16 protein-coding genes are annotated in these 20,108 nt (G+C 58.1%); 14 read left to right on the forward strand and 2 right to left on the reverse strand.

Features of this window, described 5'->3' with window-relative positions; all coding sequences use genetic code 11:
- A complete protein-coding gene (locus VXJ35_RS10695) occupies positions 1 to 1,476 on the reverse strand; it encodes a RimK family protein (RefSeq protein WP_064021541.1) in 1,476 nt (491 codons plus the stop codon).
- A gap of 108 nt (positions 1,477 to 1,584) precedes the next feature.
- On the opposite strand from VXJ35_RS10695, the gene VXJ35_RS10700 reads away from it, so the two are divergent.
- The 12 genes from VXJ35_RS10700 to purL all read left to right on the forward strand — a co-directional run bounded on the left by VXJ35_RS10700 (position 1,585) and on the right by purL (position 17,540).
- Positions 1,585 to 2,676: a DUF2817 domain-containing protein gene (locus VXJ35_RS10700; protein ID WP_064021542.1), complete on the forward strand. Its 1,092-nt coding sequence runs from the start codon at positions 1,585 to 1,587 to the stop codon at positions 2,674 to 2,676.
- The gene (locus VXJ35_RS10705) at positions 2,673 to 3,773 is read left to right on the forward strand and encodes a GNAT family N-acetyltransferase/peptidase C39 family protein (RefSeq protein ID WP_064021543.1); all 1,101 of its coding nucleotides are present in this window, start codon (positions 2,673 to 2,675) and stop codon (positions 3,771 to 3,773) included. The genes VXJ35_RS10700 and VXJ35_RS10705 overlap by 4 nt, the downstream gene beginning before the upstream one ends.
- Positions 3,774 to 3,860: 87 nt before the next feature.
- On the forward strand, positions 3,861 to 4,025 hold the full coding sequence (locus VXJ35_RS10710; RefSeq protein WP_197496044.1) for a hypothetical protein: 165 nt from the start codon (positions 3,861 to 3,863) through the stop codon (positions 4,023 to 4,025).
- A 111-nt stretch (positions 4,026 to 4,136) separates the two neighbouring features.
- A complete protein-coding gene (gene alaC / locus VXJ35_RS10715) occupies positions 4,137 to 5,321 on the forward strand; it encodes an alanine transaminase (protein ID WP_064021544.1) in 1,185 nt (394 codons plus the stop codon).
- Between the two features lie 36 nt (positions 5,322 to 5,357).
- Positions 5,358 to 6,668, forward strand: coding sequence for a homoserine dehydrogenase (locus VXJ35_RS10720; RefSeq protein WP_064023469.1), 1,311 nt, complete (start codon positions 5,358 to 5,360; stop codon positions 6,666 to 6,668).
- A gap of 3 nt (positions 6,669 to 6,671) precedes the next feature.
- Complete coding sequence (thrC, locus tag VXJ35_RS10725) at positions 6,672 to 7,766, forward strand: threonine synthase (RefSeq protein ID WP_064021545.1); 1,095 nt, start codon at positions 6,672 to 6,674, stop codon at positions 7,764 to 7,766.
- A gap of 54 nt (positions 7,767 to 7,820) precedes the next feature.
- Entirely contained in the window at positions 7,821 to 9,566 is a 1,746-nt protein-coding gene (gene recJ, locus VXJ35_RS10730; RefSeq protein WP_082880882.1) for a single-stranded-DNA-specific exonuclease RecJ, read from the forward strand.
- Between the two features lie 8 nt (positions 9,567 to 9,574).
- Positions 9,575 to 11,116, forward strand: a complete 1,542-nt coding sequence (locus tag VXJ35_RS10735; protein WP_064023471.1) for a glycosyltransferase family 39 protein — start codon at positions 9,575 to 9,577, stop codon at positions 11,114 to 11,116.
- A gap of 28 nt (positions 11,117 to 11,144) precedes the next feature.
- Positions 11,145 to 11,795: a phosphatase PAP2 family protein gene (locus tag VXJ35_RS10740; protein WP_231914892.1), complete on the forward strand. Its 651-nt coding sequence runs from the start codon at positions 11,145 to 11,147 to the stop codon at positions 11,793 to 11,795.
- A gap of 162 nt (positions 11,796 to 11,957) precedes the next feature.
- Complete coding sequence (gene dapA, locus VXJ35_RS10745; RefSeq protein WP_064021547.1) at positions 11,958 to 12,839, forward strand: 4-hydroxy-tetrahydrodipicolinate synthase; 882 nt, start codon at positions 11,958 to 11,960, stop codon at positions 12,837 to 12,839.
- Positions 12,836 to 13,570 carry an outer membrane protein assembly factor BamC gene (bamC, locus tag VXJ35_RS10750; RefSeq protein ID WP_064021548.1) on the forward strand — a complete coding sequence of 245 codons (735 nt, stop codon included), beginning with the start codon at positions 12,836 to 12,838 and terminating at the stop codon, positions 13,568 to 13,570. The genes dapA and bamC overlap by 4 nt, the downstream gene beginning before the upstream one ends.
- Positions 13,571 to 13,652: 82 nt before the next feature.
- The gene (purL, locus tag VXJ35_RS10755; protein ID WP_064021549.1) at positions 13,653 to 17,540 is read left to right on the forward strand and encodes a phosphoribosylformylglycinamidine synthase; all 3,888 of its coding nucleotides are present in this window, start codon (positions 13,653 to 13,655) and stop codon (positions 17,538 to 17,540) included.
- Positions 17,541 to 17,561: 21 nt separating this feature from the next.
- Here the strand turns inward: purL and VXJ35_RS10760 are convergent, their stop codons facing one another.
- Positions 17,562 to 17,993 carry a GNAT family acetyltransferase gene (locus VXJ35_RS10760; protein ID WP_064021550.1) on the reverse strand — a complete coding sequence of 144 codons (432 nt, stop codon included), beginning with the start codon at positions 17,991 to 17,993 and terminating at the stop codon, positions 17,562 to 17,564.
- Positions 17,994 to 18,140: 147 nt separating this feature from the next.
- Between VXJ35_RS10760 and VXJ35_RS10765 the strand changes: the two genes are divergently transcribed.
- Together VXJ35_RS10765 and VXJ35_RS10770 are read left to right on the forward strand one after the other, a co-directional pair.
- A complete protein-coding gene (locus VXJ35_RS10765; protein ID WP_064021551.1) occupies positions 18,141 to 19,451 on the forward strand; it encodes a sensor histidine kinase in 1,311 nt (436 codons plus the stop codon).
- Positions 19,451 to 20,098, forward strand: coding sequence for a response regulator transcription factor (locus VXJ35_RS10770; protein WP_064021552.1), 648 nt, complete (start codon positions 19,451 to 19,453; stop codon positions 20,096 to 20,098). Before VXJ35_RS10765 ends, VXJ35_RS10770 begins: the two co-directional genes overlap by 1 nt.
- Positions 20,099 to 20,108 lie beyond the last annotated feature (10 nt).

Below are 20,108 nucleotides of genomic sequence, written 5' to 3' on the forward strand. Positions count from 1 at the left end.
TCAATCCAGGCCTTTACTGCGGTTCTCCATGCGCCGCAGCAACTCGCCGACGATGGCGCGGTAAAGTTCCTCCCCCAAGTATTTGTCCTCGACGCCGCTGTCGATGCTGGGATTGTCGTTGACTTCGATCACATAGCCCTTGCCGTTGATTTCCTTGACGTCGACGCCGTACAGGCCGTTGCCGATCGGCTGGGTGGCTTTCAAGGCCGCGTCCAGCACCGGCTTCGGCACTTCGAAGGTCGGTAGCGTGGCGAAGTTGCCGCTGTCGGTGCGGTTGGCGCCGTGTCGGTAAATCTGCCAATGGTTTTTCACCATGAAATAGCGGCAGGCGTACAAGGCTTTGTGGTTGAAAATACCGATGCGCCAATCGAAATCGGTATAGAGAAATTCCTGGGCCAGCAATAAGGCCGATTGTTCGAACAGCTCGCCGACCTTGGTTTCCAGTTCCGCCCGGTTATTGACTTTGACGATGCCGCGCGAAAACGAGCCGTCCGGGACTTTGACGACGACCGGAAAACCGGCGATGGCTTCCAGCTTGTCCAGGTGTTCGGTATTGCCTTTGTGCAGTATCCAGGTTTTCGGCGATGGCACTTTATGGGTGCGGAACAGATCGGCCAAATAGACCTTGTTGGCGCAGCGCAGAATCGAGGTCGGATCGTCGATCACCACCAATCCCTCGGCTTCGGCTTTTTTCGCGAAACGGTAGGTATGGTGGTCGATCGCCGTGGTTTCGCGAATGAACAAGCCGTCGAATTCGGGTAGGCGGCCGTAATGGTTTTGCGTGATCAATTCCACGTCGACGCCCATTTGCCGGCCGACGGAAATGAATTTCTTCAACGCGCCGCGGTTGCTGGGCGGCAGAGCTTCCGCCGGATTGATCAAGATCGCCAGATCGAAACGGGCATTCTTGCGCGTCCGGCTTTTACGCCAGACTTTTTTGCTGAAACGGTCCAGCGCCTCGGCGAACAGGGTTTGCATCGCGTCGTCCAAATGGCCGGGCGAAACCGCTTTCAGGTCGGTGATTTGCCATTGCTGCTCCAAGCGCAGGGTGATTTCCAGGATCGGACAGGCGAAGCGTTCGAACAGCAAGCGGGCCAGTTCCTGGAAGGCCGGTTCCGGCGTCGTGCCGAAATAACTGTACAGCCGGTATTCGCCGTCCTTGTGCTGGTGCTTGAAGGCACGGGCCAGCGGCTGGTTCAAGTCTTCCAACTGCAACCGGTACAGCGCATTCTTGCCCAGGTCGTTGATGATTTTCACCGAAGGTATCACGTGGTGGCTGCGCGCTTCGGCCAGCAGCGAACAGTAGTAACCGTCGGACAGATAGCTGTAGCTGCTGCACAGGTTGATAACCCGCACCCGCTGGTCGGGATCGGTCTGCTCCATGGCCAGATAGGCCTCGAAACTGACGACTTGCTCGCTGGGGTAGTAGGGGTTCCAGTCGGAAAGGTTGTCGACGACCAGCAGCGTACTTGCCATGTTGCTCAAACTCGGTGGGTTGGGGGAGGCTGAATTTTGAAACCAGACAGGTTTTTAAACAAGGAGTAATATTCGGTTCGTACACATTTCAGCAGGCCATTCAGTTCCATGTCCAACCGCTACGCCGAACTCGACGTCAACGTATTTCCCGCCAGTTATGCCGAAGCCAGACAACGTTGGCTGCAACAAGTGGCGGCGCTCGACTGCCGCAAGCAGTTGCAAGCCTTTCCCTGTCCCGGTTTGGGGCCGGACGGCGAAGCGCTAGTAACCGATAGCGTCTGGCTGGGCGATACCGACGCAGCAAACGTCGTGGTCGTACTGGGCGCCACTCATGGCATCGAAGGTTTTGTCGGTAGCGCCGGCCAAATCGATTTGCTCGCTTCTTTATCGGCCGGCCGCGTCGAGATCCCGCCAGCAAGCGCCATTTTGTTGGTGCACGCGTTGACGCCGTGGGGCTATGCCTGGTTGCGGCGTTGCGACGGCGATGGCGTGGATTTGAATCGGAATGCGGTCGACTTCTCCCGGCCGATGCCGGAAAACGCCGATTACAACCGCCTGCGCGAGGCCATATTTCAGCGCGACGCCGAGCAACGCCGCCAGGCATTCGCCGACTACGCGGCGCAATACGGCCGGCAGGCGTTGGAGCAAGGCATTAGCGGCGGCCAATATGCGGATCCGGCGGGTCCGTTTTACGGCGGCCGCGCCCCGGCTCATGGCCGCTTAGTTTGCGAAGAACTGATCCGGCGCTACGGCTTGGACCGCCGGCGGCTGGCGGTGATCGATCTACATAGCGGGCTGGGGCCTTACGGTTACGGTGAAATCATTTGCGACCACGATCCGGACAGCCCCGGTGCGGCCGTCGCTCGGGACTGGTATGGCGATTCGGTTACATTGCCGCTGGCCGGCACCTCGAGTTCGGTGCCGAAGCTGGGTCTGCTGGATTACCTGTGGCACGCGGCGATGACGCCGCAAAGCTGCTACGTCACGTTGGAGTTTGGCACTTTCAGTACCGACTGTTTGTTCGAAACCCTGCTGCGCGACCACCTGGTCTGGGCCGAGAGCGGGAACAGCGCCGAGCGCCAAGCGCATAGCCAACTGATGCTGGCGCATTTTTGCCCGGCGGCTAGCGACTGGCGGGAAATGGTGTTGTGCCGCATCCGCCAAGTCATAGCCCAGGCTTTGCAGGGAGTGTCGGCTTGAATATCGAGTTACGGCCGGCGCAACACGCCGATCTGGCGGCTTTAGTCGCTTTGGAAAACGCCAGTTTCAATACCGATAAATTGAGCCGGCGCAGCTTCAAACACTGGTTGGCCAGCGAGCACAGGGCGCTATTGTTGGCCGAATTCGAGGGCCGGCCGGCCGGTTACATCCTAATCATTTACCATCCCGGCACCCGGTTGGCGCGGATTTACTCGTTGGCCGTGGCGCCGCAGTTGCGCGGTAACGGCATTGCCAAGGCATTGATGCAGGCCGGCGAGCAAGCGGCAGAAGCCGACGGCCGCCTGTATTTGCGGCTGGAAGTCAGCGTCGATAATTTGCCGGCAATCGGGCTATACGAGTCTTTGGGCTATAAAAAATTCGGCCTGTACCGCGACTATTACCAGGACCATAAGGATGCCTTGCGTTACCAGAAACGCATCCGCCGCTACCACGACCAGCCGCAGCAACGGCCGGTGCACTGGCTGCGGCAAACCACGCCGTTTACTTGCGGACCGGCTTCGTTGATGATGGCGTTGCACGCGTTAAACAAGCAGTATTTGCCGTCGCGGGAAGAGGAAATCGAAATCTGGCGCGAAGCGACGACGATTTTCATGACTTCCGGCCACGGCGGCTGCCATCCGTTGGGCTTGGCGCTGGCGGCGAAACGCCGGCAATTCGCCGTCGAGGTTTGGATCAACCAAAGCGGCCCGTTGTTTATCGACAGCGTGCGCAGCGAGGACAAGAAACAGGTGGTCGAATTGGTCGACAACCGCTTCAAACAACTGACGGCCGAGCAGGGCGTCGCCGTGGTTTACGCCAATATAACCCAGAACGATTTGACCGCGGCGTTCGAAGCGGGCGCGATTCCGTTGATTTTGATCAGCACCTTCGCGATGGACCGCAAGAAAGCGCCGCATTGGGTGGTCATGAGCGGTTTCGATAAAGACTGCCTGTACATGCACGACCCCGATCCGGAAGAGAGCCGGCAGAGCGAGCTGGATTGCCAGTTCATTCCGGTGGCGCGAGAGGATTTCGACCGGATGTGCTGTTTCGGCAAGAGTCGTTTGCGCACCGCAGTGATCGTTAAGGCGCGTTGATCCCGTAACAATTCCCCCGGCGCATTCTCTTCCAGCGCGGCAGCGGCTAAAATACGCCACTTTCAGCTACCCGCAACCGATACCAAAATGAATCGCCCCGATCGAGACGAACACAGAAAAGTGAAAAATATCGCAGCCGTCGTTTACCTGTTGGTGCTGGGTTTTCTGGTCGGCGGTTCCTACCTGCACCAGCAACGCCAGGAAACGGCGCCGGCAAGTTCCGAGCTTACGGCAAAACCTCAGCCGCAATAACACCCGATTTCCGGATATGGCCCGGCGAATTGACATCGCTTGGCAACAACAGTAACTTAGCCGGCTTTCTCGAAAAAGCCGTTCGCAAAATCTGACCAACAAGAGCCGTTAATGGAAGAATTTCACCGCATCAGCCGTCTGCCGCCTTACGTATTCAATATCGTCAATGAACTGAAAGCCAAAGCGCGTGCCGCGGGCGACGATATCATCGACTTCGGCATGGGCAATCCCGACCAACCGACGCCGAAGCACATCCTGGACAAGATGGTGGAAGTGGCGCAACGTGGCGATACTCACCGCTATTCGGTGTCGAAAGGGATCCCGCGCTTGCGCAAGGCGATTTGCGGTTGGTACAAAAGACGTTTCGACGTCGATCTCGACCATAACAGCGAAGCCATCGTCACCATCGGCTCGAAAGAAGGTTTGTCGCATCTGGCGCTGGCAACCCTGGGTCCCGGCGACGTGGTACTGGTGCCGAATCCGGCTTATCCGATTCATCCCTACGGCGTAGTGATTGCCGGTGCCGACATTCGCCACGTGCCGCTGACTCCAGGGGTCGATTTCTTTGCCGAACTGCAAAAAGGCATCGACGAGTGCTGGCCCAAGCCGAAAATGCTGATTCTGAATTTTCCGGGCAACCCGACCTGCCAGTGCGTCGAACTGGACTTTTTCGAAAAAGTCGTCGCAATCTGCAAAGAACACAATATCTGGATCGTGCACGACATCGCCTACGCCGACATCGTGTTCGACGGTTACGTCGCTCCGTCGATCCTGCAGGTGCCTGGGGCAAAGGACATTGCGGTCGAGTTCTTTACCTTGTCGAAAAGCTACAACATGCCGGGTTGGCGGATCGGTTTCATGTGCGGCAATCCGACGCTGGTGTCGGCATTGACCCGGATCAAATCTTACATGGACTACGGCGCCTTCACGCCGATTCAGGTGGCGGCGATCACCGCGCTGGAAGGGCCGCAAGATTGCGTGCAGGAAATCTGCGACATGTACAAATCGCGCCGCGATGTGCTGTGCGACGGCCTGAATGCGATGGGCTGGGCAGTCGAAAAACCGAAAGCGACCATGTTCGTTTGGGCCAAAATCCCGGAAGCCTACCGCGAAATGGGCTCGATCGAGTTCGCCAAAAAATTGATTATCGACGCCAAGGTTGCGGTATCGCCCGGCATCGGCTTCGGCCAATTCGGCGACGACCATATTCGCTTCAGCCTGATCGAAAACGAACAACGTACCCGCCAGGCCTTGCGCAGCATGCGTAATATGCTGAAAAAAGACAACGTTGTATAATCGCCCGCCGTTTTGGCTAAACAAAAGGAGTCGGATTTGAAGCCGGTTAGAGTTGGAGTATTGGGGCTGGGCACCGTCGGCGGCGGTACCGTCAACGTGTTAAAACGCAATGCCGAAGAAATCGCCCGCCGCGCCGGCCGCGAAATAGTGGTGACGCGGGCCTCGGCGCGCGATTTGAATCGCACCCGCATCTGCGACACCCAAGGCATCGCCTTGACCGCCGACCCGTTCGAAATCGTCAACGATCCGGAAATCGACGTCGTCGTCGAGCTGATCGGCGGCTACGACTTGGCGAAACAACTGGTGTTGAGCGCAATCGCCAACGGTAAACACGTGGTCACCGCCAATAAAGCCTTGATCGCCTTGCACGGCAACGAGGTATTCGCCGAAGCCAGCAAAAAAGGCGTGATGGTGTTGTTCGAAGCGGCGGTAGCCGGCGGCATTCCGATCATCAAAGCCATCCGCGAAGGTCTGGCCGGTAACCGGATTAAATGGCTGGCCGGCATCATCAACGGCACCGGCAATTACATACTGACCGAAATGCGCGACAAGGGCCGCGACTTCGACGATGTCTTAAAAGAAGCGCAAGCGCTGGGTTATGCCGAAGCTGATCCGACTTTCGACGTGGAAGGCATCGATGCCGGCCACAAACTGACGATTCTTGCGTCAATCGCGTTCGGCATCCCGCTGCAATTCGACAAAGTGTTTACCGAAGGCATTACCAAGATCACCCGCCTTGATGTCGAATACGCCGAAGCCTTGGGCTACCGGATTAAGAATCTGGGCATCGCCCGCAAAACCGAGGAAGGTATCGAGTTGCGCGTACATCCGACCTTGATTCCGAAACGCCGCTTGATCGCCAATGTCGACGGCGTCATGAATGCAGTGCTGGTTTGCGGCGACGCGGTCGGACCTACCCTATATTACGGTGCCGGTGCCGGCGCCGAACCGACCGCATCGGCGGTCGTTGCCGATCTGGTCGATGTGGTCAGAGCGATGACCAGCGATCCGGAAAACCGGGTGCCGCATCTGGCGTTTCAACCGAATGCGATTGCCGACATTCCGGTGCTGCCGGCCGAAGCGATCAAAACCGCGTATTACTTGCGCTTGACCGCCGAAGATAAGCCCGGCGTGCTGGCCGATGTCAGCCGAATTTTGGCGGCGCACCACATCAGCATCGAAGCGCTGATTCAAAAAGAGCCGCCGCCAGGCGAGACTTCGGTACCTATCATCATGCTGACCCAGCAGACTCTGGAAAAAGAAATGAACGCGGCTATCGCCGACATCGAAGCGCTGGCGACCGTCAGCGGCAAGGTGGCACGAATCCGTCTGGAAACTTTAGGATAAACCATGGCACAACCGACACGTTACACCGGCCTGATCGAGCGTTACCGCGACCGTTTGCCGGTCTCGGACGATACCCGAATTATTAGCCTTTGCGAAGGCGACACCCCGCTGATTCAATTGCAAAACATCCCGCGCTTGATCGGCAAGGATGTCGATATTTACGTCAAGTTCGAAGGCCTGAACCCGACCGGTTCGTTCAAGGACCGCGGCATGACGATGGCGGTGACCAAAGCGGTGGAAGAGGGCAGCCAAGCCATCATCTGCGCCTCGACCGGCAACACCTCGGCAGCCGCGGCGGCCTATGCCGTCCGTGCCGGCATCCGCGCTTTCGTCTTGATTCCGGAAGGCAAAATCGCACTGGGCAAATTGGCGCAAACCATGATGTACGGCGCCAAGATCATTCAGATCAAAGGTAATTTCGATGCCGGCATGGCCATCGTCAAGGAAATCGCCGACTACGCGCCGGTGACCATCGTTAACTCGATCAATCCCTACCGGCTGGAAGGCCAGAAAACCGCCGCGTTCGAGATCGTCGACGCTTTGGGCGACGCGCCGGACTTTCATTGCTTGCCGGTCGGTAACGCAGGCAATATCACGGCGTATTGGAAGGGCTACAAAGAATATTCCACCGATAGCGCCACGCATAAAGCCGTGACCAAAAAACGGCCGGTGATGTGCGGTTATCAAGCGGCGGGTGCCGCCCCGTTTCTGGCCGGCCATCCGATCGAACATCCGGAGACCATCGCCACCGCGATTCGGATCGGCAACCCGCAATCCTGGGACGGCGCCTGGACCGCGCAAAAACAATCCGGCGGTTGGTTTGCGTCGTTCAGCGACGAACAGATTCTCGCCGCGCAAAAGATGCTATCGGCTTACGAAGGCATCTTTTGCGAGCCGGCATCGGCGACTTCGCTGGCTGGCGCGTTGTTCGACATTGGCAACGGTAATATCCCGGAGGGCAGCACTATCGTCTGCACCTTGACCGGCAACGGCATCAAGGACCCGGACACGGCCATCGCCCAATGCAAGGACGACCTGCCGGTAACGGTGGAAGCCAGCTTGGATGCGGTGAAAAAAGCGATCCTGGACAACATGTGATCCAGGCCATGTTCCCGCAAAAGCCGGCTGCCGCCGGCTTTTTTATGGGCTGATATGTATCTGCAAAGCGTTAAAAAAGTCATCGTTCCACGCCCCGAGTTGGTGAAAAATCCGCATTTCGGCGAAATGGACCCGGTGTTGCAACGGATTTTCAACAGTCGCGGCGTGCAGAATGCCGAGCAACTCGATCGCGGTTTGGCGCGGTTGCCGTCGCCGTGGTTGTTGTCGGGTATGAAGGCCATGGCCGAACACTTGCTCGCCGCCTTGGAGCGGCAAAGCAAAATCACCGTGGTGGCCGACTTCGATGCCGACGGCGCCACCAGTTGCGCGTTGGCGCTGAAGGGATTGGCTTTGCTGGGGGCCGAAAATTTGGATTTCGTGGTCCCGAACCGCTTCGAGTACGGCTACGGTTTGACCCCGGAAATCGTCGAGTTGGTCAAACGGCAGAAGCCGGACATCATTCTTACCGTCGATAACGGCATCTCCAGCATCGACGGCGTCAAAGCCGCGAAAGCCGCCGGCTTTACCGTATTGATCACCGACCACCATTTGCCCGGCGCGGAATTGCCGGCAGCCGACGCCATCGTCAACCCGAACCTGGCGGACGACAAATTTCCCAGTCGGAATATTGCCGGCGTCGGCGTGATGTTTTATATCCTGATGGCGTTGCGGATCCGGTTAAGGGAAACCCATTGGTTCGAAAAACGGGGCATCGCCGAACCCAATTTGGCCCAGTTTCTGGATTATGCGGCTTTGGGCACGGTGGCCGACGTGGTGGCATTGGATCAGGTCAACCGGATACTGGTGCACCAGGGGCTGCTGCGGATTCGTTCCGGCCAATGCCAGCCCGGCATCAAAGCCCTGGTGGAAGTAGCCGGGAAATCGCTGTCAAGCATACATGCCAGCGATTTGGGCTTTGCCGTCGCGCCGCGCTTGAACGCCGCCGGGCGCATGGACGATATGACCTTGGGCATCCAGTGCCTGTTGACCAACGACCCCAGTTTGGCGCGGGATATTGCCGAGCAACTGCATGCGTTGAACCAGGACCGCAAGGAAGTCGAAGGCCAAATGAAAACCGAGGCCATGGCCGTACTGGCCGAAATGAAGGCGTTGGACGAGCAGCATGTGCCGGCTGGCGTCTGTCTGTTCGACGCGAATTGGCACCAGGGGGTGATCGGCATTCTGGCGGCCCGGATCAAGGACCGCGTGCACCGGCCGGTGATTGCGTTCGCGCCGGCCGAGAACGGCGATATTAAAGGTTCCGCCCGTTCGATTGCCGGCGTGCACGTGCGCGACGTGCTCAGCGACATCGCCGCCCGGCATCCGCAGATTCTGACTAAATTCGGTGGCCACGCGATGGCGGCGGGCTTGACCATAAAACTGCACGACTATCCGCATTTTGCTCTAGCCTTCGCCGAAACGGTGGCAGGCAAGCTGGAAAACGTCGATCTGCAGCAGAAAGTTTATTCCGACGGCGAACTCGACGAGCGCCATCTGACGCTGGAATTCGCCGAAACCTTGCGCCAGGCCGCGGTGTGGGGCCAAGCCTTTCCGGAGCCCGAATTTAATGGCGTGTTCGATGTGATCCAATGCCGTATCGTCGGTCACCAGCATTTGAAATTCGTGTTGCGACTGCCGTTCAGCGGGCAAATGCTGGATGCGATTGCCTTCTTTGCCGACCACCCGGAAAAATGGCTCGGCTGCCGCAAAATCAACGCGGCGTATAAGTTGGACATCAACGAGTTTCGCAGCCAGCGCAGCCTGCAACTGTTGTTGCATTATCTGGAGAAATTGGAGTGAACCTGCCGATGGCGGAGAAAATTCTACGTTGGATCGAGAATTACCCCGGTGCAGTGATTTTGGCTGCGTTGGCGGTGCGCGGTGGATTTTTATTGATAAACGGTCTGGATTTGATCGGCGACGAAGCGTATTACTGGGATTGGTCGCGGCGGCCGGATTGGTGTTACTACAGTAAACCGCCGATGGTGGCTTGGTTGATCGGCCTTTCCACTTGGCTGTTGGGCGATTTCACCGTTGCGGTGCGAATGCCGGCGCTGGTGTTGGGGGCTGTGTTTCTGTGGTTTTTTTATGCCACGGCTCGCGCGTTTTTCGGCGCCCGTGGCGGCGCCCTGGCCTTATTGTTGGTTTTGGCGACGCCGATCAATGTGCTGGCCAATTTTTTGATGACGATCGATCCGCCGTTGTACTGCTTCTGGATCATGGCGATTTATTATTTGCGCCGCGCACTGTTCGACGGGCAAGCGCGGGCTTGGTTGTGGGCCGGATGCGCCAGCGCCGCGGCTTTGCTCAGCAAGCAGGCGGCATTGGCCTTGCCGGCGATGTTGCTGGTATTTTTATTGACCGATAGCCAGCGCCGCCATTTGTTGAAAAAGGAATTTCCGCTGTATTTGTTGCCGATTTTAATCGCTGCAGTGCCGATCCTGTGGTGGAACCAGCAGCACGATTGGGTCATGTTCGGCCATAGCCGCAGCCATTTTGGCAACCCTGAGCCGGTGCCGCTGACCAAACATCTGCAATGGGCGCGAGATTTTCTGTTGTATCAGGTGTTATTGGTATCCCCTGGCATTTTCGCCTTGCTGCTGCTCAGCAGCTTGCGGGCGGCGTTCAATTTCGGAAAGCTTGGTGCCGAGCAGCGCTTCCTGTTGCTGATGGGGCCAGCCTTGTTGCTGGGCGTATTGCTGTTGAGTTTTCTACAGAAGGCACAGGGCAATTGGCCTATGCCGTTCTATTTTACCGGCCTGATCTTATTAGCCGGCGAGCGTTGGGCCGGTTACTGGCAGAGAAGTTTTAAATACGCGCTGGCTTTCGGTTTTTTGATGGTCGCGACGACCTATGCTTTACCGATTCTGCTGCAGGCGTTCAATCTGCAAAACACCGCGCTGGATCCGACCAAGCGCTTTAAAAGCTGGCGCGAACTGGCGGTCGATGTGCATTTCGAACGGTTGATCAGCGTGCCGCAAGTCGAAGATACCTTTTTGCTGGCATTGGGCCATCGTTATCTGGCCAGCGAGCTGGCGTTTTACTTGCCGGACCATCCGCGGGCTTACCGCTTCGAAACAAGCGGCGAGGTGTCCAGCCAATACGAAGTTTGGCCGGGGCCTGTGAAATATGTCGGCAAGAACGGCTTTATCATAGCCGAACAAACGGCGGAGTCGGTTCCAGCCGAATTGGTAGGCGCTTTCGAGCGATTCAGGTTTTTAGCGGAAATTGCCAATCCGGATCGGCCCGGCGCCAAATATTATTTGTATCTGGGCGAAAACCTGAAATACTGGCCGGACCCCACCAAACGGAGAGCAGACAAGGAAAGCTATGTTGCATCGGACAATTAGGCGCGCCCGCCGCGAGCTCGAACTATGGATGATCCTGGCCAGCCTGACCACGCTGCCGTTTTGGTTCAGCGATCTGGATTTGCGTCTGGCCGCTTTGTTTTACCGACCGGACCGGGTCGGCGACGTCTGGCCCTACCAACATTGGGGGCTGTGGGAAGTACTATACGACTACGCTTTTCCGTTTACGGTTTGGTCGGGTATCGTTGCGCTGGCGGTCTATGTCGTCGGCCATTTTAACGCTTACACCCGCCGCTTCCGCTTGCGGGCTTTGTACATCTTGCTGGTGATCGCCATCGGACCGGGCTTGGTGATTAATTTGATCGTCAAAGACAATTGGGGCCGGGCTAGACCTGTGCACGTCACCCAATTCGGCGGCGAATATCAATACACGCCGCCGTTGCAATTCGGCCACACTCCCGACAAATCCTTTGTTTGCGGCCATTGTGCGGTCGGTTATACCTTTTTTGTGCTTTATTTTTTATCGCAAAGCCACAAGCTGCTTTATTTCGGCTTGACCTTGGCGCTGGCTTGGACCATGGGCTTGACCCGAATGACATCGGGCGGCCACTTCGTGTCGGATATTTTATGGTCCGGTTACTTGGTATTTCTGGTGGCTTATCTGTTGTATTACGGCTGGTACGTGCGCGCCACAAAATTATATTTACGGTCCAAACATTGACATCGGCGGTGGACCAAGGCCCGCGCAGTTTTTCGCTTCGCGTCGGCTGCGGCGACGTTTTCGGTAGCTGCGCATGGACAACGGCCGGTATTAACAGGCTGAGTTTTCAAGGCCGGCTTGTTATAATGGATAGGTTTTAACTCATCTTAACGAGAGATTTGCATGATTCAAGGTAGTATTGTTGCGCTGATTACCCCGATGCTTGAAGACGGTGCGGTGGATGAGGCCAGCTTAAAAAACCTGGTGGAATTTCATATAGAGCAGGGCAGCGACGCATTGGTGGCGGTCGGTACCACCGGCGAATCGGCAACTCTCGACGAAGACGAACATTGCGCAGTCATCAAATTCGTCGTCGATTGCGTAGCCGGCCGGATACCCGTCATCGCCGGCACCGGCGCCAACTGCACCCGCGAAGCGATTCACTTGACAGAGCGGGCCAAGCAAGTCGGGGCGGACGCCTGTCTGCTGGTCACGCCTTATTACAACAAACCGACTCAGGAAGGCTTGTACCTGCATTACAAGGCGGTTGCGGAGGCGGTGGATATCCCGCAGATTCTGTACAACGTGCCCGGCCGCACCGGGTGCGATTTGCTACCGGAAACGGTAGGCCGATTGTCCAAGATCGACAATATCGTCGGTGTCAAAGAGGCCACCGGCAAACTGGAGCGCGTCGAGCAAATCCGCAATCTGGCTGGCACCGGATTTGCGCTTTACACCGGCGACGACGCCACCAGTTGCGAATTCTGCCTGATGGGCGGCAACGGCAGTATTACTGTGACCGGCAACGTAGCGCCGCGGCTACTGCATCAGATGTTGGCCGCTGCGCTCCGCGGCGACCGCGCCGAAGCCGAGGCGATAGACGCCCGCCTGGCAGGTTTGCATAGCGCACTGTTCATTCAATCCAACCCAATCCCGGTGAAATGGGCCGTTGCGGAAATGGGCCTGATCGGCAAGGGCATCCGCCTGCCGTTGACCTGGCTCAGCGCAGAGTGTTTCGATACCGTGCGGGCGGCAATGCGGCAAGCCGGCGTTCTGCCCTCATGAAATTAGCGATATTTCCGCGGCTGGCGTTAGCCGGCGCTTTCGTCTGCGGTTTGCCGGCTTGCAGTTACATCAAAAGCTGGTTTCCGGACAAAGAGCGGGATTACCAATTTACCAACGAAATTCCGGAATTGGTGATCCCGGATGATCTGAAACACAAAACCCTGGCGACGCGGCCCGCTACCACGCCGGCACCGGTAGCGGCCGAGGCGGTTGCTGCGCCAACTACGGAAACAAGCGCCGCCAAAGCCGAGCAGGTCGACACCGAAAACCGGGCTTCCGTGCGCTCGGCTAAGGCGGCAGAAACCGCGGAGCCGGCGCCGGCGCCGCGCCCGGCAGGCACGCCCGGCGTCAGCAGTTTGCAAATCGACCAATCCGCTCAGCAAGCCTGGTGGCTGGTGGGCAAAGCTTTGAGCCGGCAAAAAATGGAGGTCGTCGAACGCAACGTCGACAAACGCTATTTCTTCGTCAAATACGACCCGAATGCCGTCAAACCGGAAGACGGCTCGTTTTGGGACGAAATTAACTTCTTGTTCGGCGAAGACCCTAGCCGGGAGCAGGAGTACAGGATTAGCGTCAACGAGCTGGACGCCCAAACGGCCGAAGTCACCGTGCAAGACGAATCCGGCGCTACGCTGTCCAACGAGGTCGCCACCTCTTTACTCAGATTAATTACCGACGGCATCAAACAGGATTTGTCGACGGAACCCACGGAAGCGCCGGCGGAGAAATAACCGTCTGCGCCAAGTTTGCGTCCGGCGGCCATGCCGGCGCGGCAAGCACCTCTATTTTGCGTTACAAACCTTCGAATTTACTATGTTGATCCTTCCCGGCACCTCCGCATTGTCCCGTTTCCGTATCGAAAAATTGCTCGGCGATTTACAGGCTATCGACGCCGGCATCGTCGGCATCGATGCGCGCTTTCAACATTTCGTGCAACTCGACGCCGATTTAAGCCCGGCGCAACAAGCCATGCTGGCGCGCTTGCTCGACTACGGCGACGCCGCCGACCACGCGCCAGCCGCCGGCGCCGGCCTCGAACCGGCCGGGGTACTATGGGTGGTGCCGCGATTGGGGACGATTTCGCCGTGGTCGAGCAAGGCGTCCGAAATCGCCGAGCGTTGTGGTTTGACCGCTGTGAAGCGCATCGAGCGCGGCATCGAGTACCGGTTTTTTAGCGGCGCAGCGCTGGCCGATGAAGTTAAACAAAATATAGCGGCGGTATTGCACGACAGGATGACCCAGCAGGTTGTATCGGACCCAACTGGGTTGGACTTGTTCGCCAAGCACGAACCCAAGCCGTTACAAACCGTTGCCGTTATCGAAAACGGCCGGGCCGCATTGGAACAAGCCAACGCCGAATTGGGCCTGGCCTTGTCGGCCGACGAGATCGATTATCTGGCCGACAGCTTCACCCGACTGGGCCGCAACCCGACCGACGTCGAGTTGATGATGTTCGCCCAGGCCAATTCCGAGCATTGCCGCCACAAAATCTTCAACGCCAGTTGGAGCATAGACGGCGAAGAACAGGCCAAGTCGCTGTTCGCGATGATACGCAACACCCACAATCTGCATCCGCAAGGCGTGTTGTCGGCTTATAAAGACAATGCCTCGGTGCTGGTGGGTCCCTCCGCGCAGGTTTTCATCCGCCACGCGGATAGCCACCGATACGGCTACGTCGAGGAAGCCGCGCACATTTTGATGAAGGTCGAGACCCACAACCACCCGACCGCGATTTCCCCGCATCCGGGCGCGGCCACGGGTTCCGGCGGCGAGATCCGCGACGAAGGCGCGACCGGCCGCGGCTCGCAGACCAAGGCCGGCCTGACCGGTTTCAGCGTGTCGCATTTGAAAATCCCCGGTTTCGCCCAACCCTGGGAGGCCGACAACGGCAAGCCGGAGCGCATCGCCTCGGCCCTGGACATCATGCTGGAAGGGCCTATCGGCGGCGCGGCGTTCAACAACGAATTCGGCCGGCCCAATCTGGCCGGCTATTTCCGCAGCTTCGAGCAGCCGGCCGAAAGCGGCGAAGCCAACCATTTTCGCGGTTACCACAAACCGATCATGATCGCCGGCGGCATGGGCAACATTCGGCCGATGCTGGTCGAGAAACAACCGATTCCGGCCGGTGCGTTGATCGTGATTCTGGGCGGTCCGGCCATGCTGATCGGCTTGGGCGGCGGTGCGGCCTCGTCGCAAACCTCCGGTGCCAGCGCGGCCGAGCTGGATTTCGCCTCGGTGCAACGCGAAAACCCGGAAATGCAGCGCCGTTGCCAGGAAGTCATCAACCACTGTAACTCGCTGGGCGAGGACACGCCGATTGTCTCTATCCACGACATCGGTGCCGGCGGCTTATCCAACGCGGTGCCGGAAATCATTCACGACGCCGGCAAAGGCGGCCGCTTCGAATTGCGCAAGGTGCAAAACGCCGACAAGGGCATGTCGCCGATGCAAATCTGGTGCAACGAGGCTCAGGAACGTTACGTGGTGGCGATCAAGCCGGAGTCGCTGGAACTGTTCCAAAGCTTTTGCGAGCGCGAGCACTGTCTATACGCCGTGATCGGCCACGCCACCGACGAAGAACATTTAACGCTGAGCGACGAGTGGTTCGGCCAATCGTCGCCTATCGATCTACCGATGTCGGTGTTGTTCGGCAAACCGCCGAAAATGCACCGCGACGTGAAGCGGCTACACAAAGCCTTGCCGGATTTGGCTTTAGATCAAGTCGAGCTGGGGGAAGCGGTCAAACGGGTGTTGGCGTTTCCGGCCGTGGCCGATAAAAGTTTCCTGATCCACATCGGCGACCGTTCCGTCACCGGTCTGGTTGCACGCGACCAGATGGTCGGGCCGTGGCAGGTGCCGGTGGCCGACGTCGCGGTGACCGCATCCGGATTCCGGGCTTATACCGGTGAGGCGATGGCGATGGGCGAGCGCACGCCGCTGGCCTTGATCGACGGGCCGGCCTCCGGCCGGATGGCGATAGGCGAAGCCTTGACCAATTTGGCCGCCGCGCGCATCGGCAATTTGAACGACGTCAAACTGTCCGCCAACTGGATGGCGGCCTGCGGCAGCCCCGGCGAAGACGCTGCCTTGTTCGATACCGTGAAAGCGGTCGGCATGGAATTGTGTCCGGCACTGGGTATCGCGATTCCGGTCGGCAAGGACTCGTTGTCGATGAAAACCGTCTGGCAGGACGGCGGCAAAGACAAAATCATGACCTCGCCGCTGTCGTTAATCATCACCGCCTTCGCGCCGGTACTGGACGTACGCAACACGCTGACGCCGGAACTGAAGAACGAAGACAGCGTATTGCTGTTGATCGATCTGGGCCAAGGCAAAAACCGCCTCGGCGGCTCGGTATTGGCGCAAGTTTACAACCAGCTCGGCAGCCAAGCGCCCGACTTGGACGATGCCAGCCTGTTCAAACGTTTCTTCGACACCATCCAAGCCCTAAACGAGCAAGGCCTGATCCTGGCCTACCACGACCGGGCCGACGGCGGCTTGCTGGCGACGGTTGCGGAAATGCTGTTCGCCGGCCGTAAGGGCGTCGATCTGGACTTGTCCGATTTGACCGGGGATACGCTTTCAGGGCTGTTCAACGAGGAATTGGGCGCGGTGTTGCAAATCAAAAACAGCGAGTTGAATCAAGTCGCCCGGCTGTTGGATCAGGTCGGTCTGGACGACCACAGCTTCGTGGTGGGCCGAGTCGTCGATGGCCGGCAGTTGCGTATTTTCAAAGCCGGTCGGGAGCTCTATAGCGCGTCGCGCGCCGAGTTACAGCAAACCTGGTCGGAAGTCAGTTACCGGATGCAGGCCTTGCGCGACAACCCGGATTGCGCTAAACAGCAGTTCGAACGCATCGCCGACGATAACGATCCCGGTCTGACCGCGCAGCTGACTTTCGATCCGAACGACGATATCGCCGCCGGCTTTGTTGGGCAAGCCAAGCCGAAAGTAGCGATTCTGCGCGAGCAGGGCGTCAACGGCCACGTCGAGATGGCGGCGGCTTTCGACCGGGCTGGCTTCGATGCCATCGACGTACACATGACCGACGTCATCGGCGGCCGGGTCAGTCTGAGCGAGTTCAAAGGCCTGGTGGCCTGCGGCGGCTTTTCCTACGGCGACGTGCTGGGTGCCGGCGGCGGCTGGGCCAAGTCGATATTGTTCAATGCCAAGGCCCGGGCCGAATTCGCTGCGTTCTTCGCTCGTCCGGATACCTTCGGCCTGGGCGTTTGCAACGGCTGCCAGATGATGTCCGGCTTGAAGGACATCATCCCCGGCGCCGAACATTGGCCGGCGTTCAAACGCAACCTGTCCGAGCAGTTCGAGGCGCGGGTGGCGATGGTCAAAATTCAGGCCTCGCCGTCCATTTTCTTTGCCGGCATGGCGGGTTCGCTGCTGCCGGTGGTCGTCGCCCACGGCGAGGGCCGGGCGGAATTCGGCTCGGCGAATCCGGCGCAAGCGCAGGTCGCGCTCAGCTACGTCGACAACTATGGCCAAGTAACCGCGGCCTTCCCGGCCAATCCCAACGGTTCGCCGCTCGGCATCACCGGCCTGACTACTGCGGACGGCCGTTTCACCATCATGATGCCGCATCCGGAACGTTGTTTCAGAGCGGTGCAAAACTCCTGGCACCCGGCCGATTGGGCCGAAGACGGCGCCTGGATGCGGATGTTCAGAAATGCCCGAGCCTGGGTAGGTTAGGCCGCCTCGCCCAGGCCGGATTTACTGCGGGTCGAGGTCCGAAATCAGCCTTTTCCCGAGGCTGACCACATCGTCCGGCAGGTAACCCAGGCTTTGGTAAAACGCCAGCGCGGCATCGTTGCCGATGCGAACCTGCAGGTTCAGTTTAGGGCAGCCGCGCTTGGCCAGTTCCGTTTCCGCGGCGTGCATCAACTGCCTGCCCAGCGCCGAACGGCGTTTGTCCGGCGCAACGGCAAGATAGTTGACCCAGCCGCGGTGGCCATCGTAACCGGCCATTACGCTACCGATGATGTTTTGGTCGGCATCGACGCCGACCAGGAATAATTCCGGTTGTACGTCCAGCTTGCGTTCGATATCCAGATATGGATTGTTCCAGGGGCGCAGTAGTCCGCATGCCTGCCATAGCTGGATGATCGGCTCTTGGTCTTCCGGCCGGTAAGGTCGAATTTTCATGTCAACTTGGGCTCCGGCTGTCCGGTGTCGGCGAATGTAGTGATGGCGAATTGCCCGGTTCATAGGTGCGATCCAGAAAGTGAATTTTTCCTGTGGCTGCAATTCGGCCCACGCCGGATAATATCCGGTTTTGAGCGTCACGGTGCAATGAGTCTTCGCTACCAGATTATCTTTCGCGTGTTGTTGTCGTCGATCTGCATTTTGCTGTTGGGAGGGGCAATGGCGATATGGCAGGCCCGGCAGGCAGTGGCAAAAGAAGTCGACGCTTCCATACACTTGGCGCTGCAACTCATTACGTTGGGGATTGCCGACACTCCGGTATTTCAACAAAGCAATGATTTATCGCGATTCAGCGCCCTGCGCCAGACCCGGCACTTGACCATCCAGCTGCAAAAACCGGATGGGCAGTTGATTCATTTTGCCGGCGAAGCCCTGCCGAGCGATCCCGAGGAAATGCCCCCCGCCTGGTTCATCGGTCTGGTGAAAAGCGATTATCCCCAGGTGGAACACCAGTTGAAAACCGAAGACGGGCAGGAGCTGAAACTGATTATTCAGGCGCAACCGCTGGACGAGATTACCGAAGTCTGGGGTGAAAGCGTCGCTTTTTTAGCGTCGATTTCGCTGCTGACCTTATTGACTTTTTTGGCCGTGAATCTGGTGTTCAACAAGTCGTTACAGTCGATTGCCGTCATTGTCGACGCTTTGCGCGTCATCGAGACCGGCCAGTACCGGCATAAGCTGCCGCCGTTTTCCACCCAGGAATTCGATGACATTGCCAATGCGATCAACCATATGACCGCGGAACTGGAAAAAGCCCGCCAGGATAATCGGGCGCTGACCCAGCATTCTCTGGCGATCCAGGAAGAGGAGCGCCGGCGCTTGTCTCAGGAACTGCACGACGAATTCGGCCAGTCCTTGACGGCCATCAAGGTGATGGCCGTAACCGCTAGTCACCAAAAAGCCGACACGGCCAAGATCAGCGCCTCGATCAGCGAGATTTGCGATCATTTAATGACCGTGGTGCGCTCGATGATGCAGCAATTGCACCCATTAGTGCTTAGCGAGTTGGGCTTGAAAGCGACATTGGAAGAAATGGTCAACCATTGGTCGGAACGGAATGCCGGCTTGCAGTTGAACATTCGTTGCAGCGATGCGGTCGACCGCCTGGATAAAAATCTTACGGTGCAGATATTTCGCGTGATTCAAGAGTGCCTGACCAACGTCGTTCGCCACGCCGGCGCCCAGCGGGTGGTCATCGATCTTGACCGTGCGGAGGCGCCGGCGGCCTGTTTGCATCTGCGGGTTCAGGATGACGGCCAAGGCTGCGATCTGCAGGCGGTGAAGCGGGGGTTCGGATTGCTGGGGATTAAGGAGCGCATCAAGTCGTTGGACGGCGAATTGAAAGTTATCTCCAGTCCTGGGGCAGGTATGGTGGTGGATGCCAGGATTCCGCTGTGATGAAGAGCAAAATCAAGATATTGTTGGTCGACGACCATTTGGTGGTGCGGGCCGGATTCAAGATGCTGTTGGCGGCCGGCGACGCAATTGAAGTGATAGGCGAGGCCGAACGCGGCGAACAGGCGATTCAACTTTACCAGGAATTGAAACCCGATATTTTGGTGATGGATTTATCGATGCCGGGTATCGGCGGCCTGGAAACCATACGCCGCATCTGCCAGCGCGATCCGGCGGCGAAAATTTTGGTATTCAGCGTTCACCACGAACAGGTTTACGTTGGCCGGGCGCTGAATGCCGGCGCGCAAGGTTACATTACCAAAAACAGCGCGCCCGGCATCTTGGCCGAGGCTATCGCTGCGATTATGGACGGGGGTAGTTACGTCGAACAGGGTTTAATCAAAAGCCAACATCACAACGATGCTCCGCGCCCGGACCACCAGGCGGCGATCGCCGGTTTTTCGCCGCGGGAATTCGATGTCTTCAGTTTGTTGGCGCAAGGCATGACGGTGCATAAAATTGCCGACCAACTCTGTCTCGGCCATAAAACCGTGGCCAATTACGCCACGCAAATCAAGAAAAAGTTACAGGTCGATACCACGACCGAATTGGCGCATATCGCCGTCAATCTGGGCTTGACTCTGCGTTAAGGCCTCAGCC

Source organism: Methylomonas sp. DH-1 (assembly GCF_046097555.1).
Lineage (GTDB): Bacteria > Pseudomonadota > Gammaproteobacteria > Methylococcales > Methylomonadaceae > Methylomonas > Methylomonas koyamae.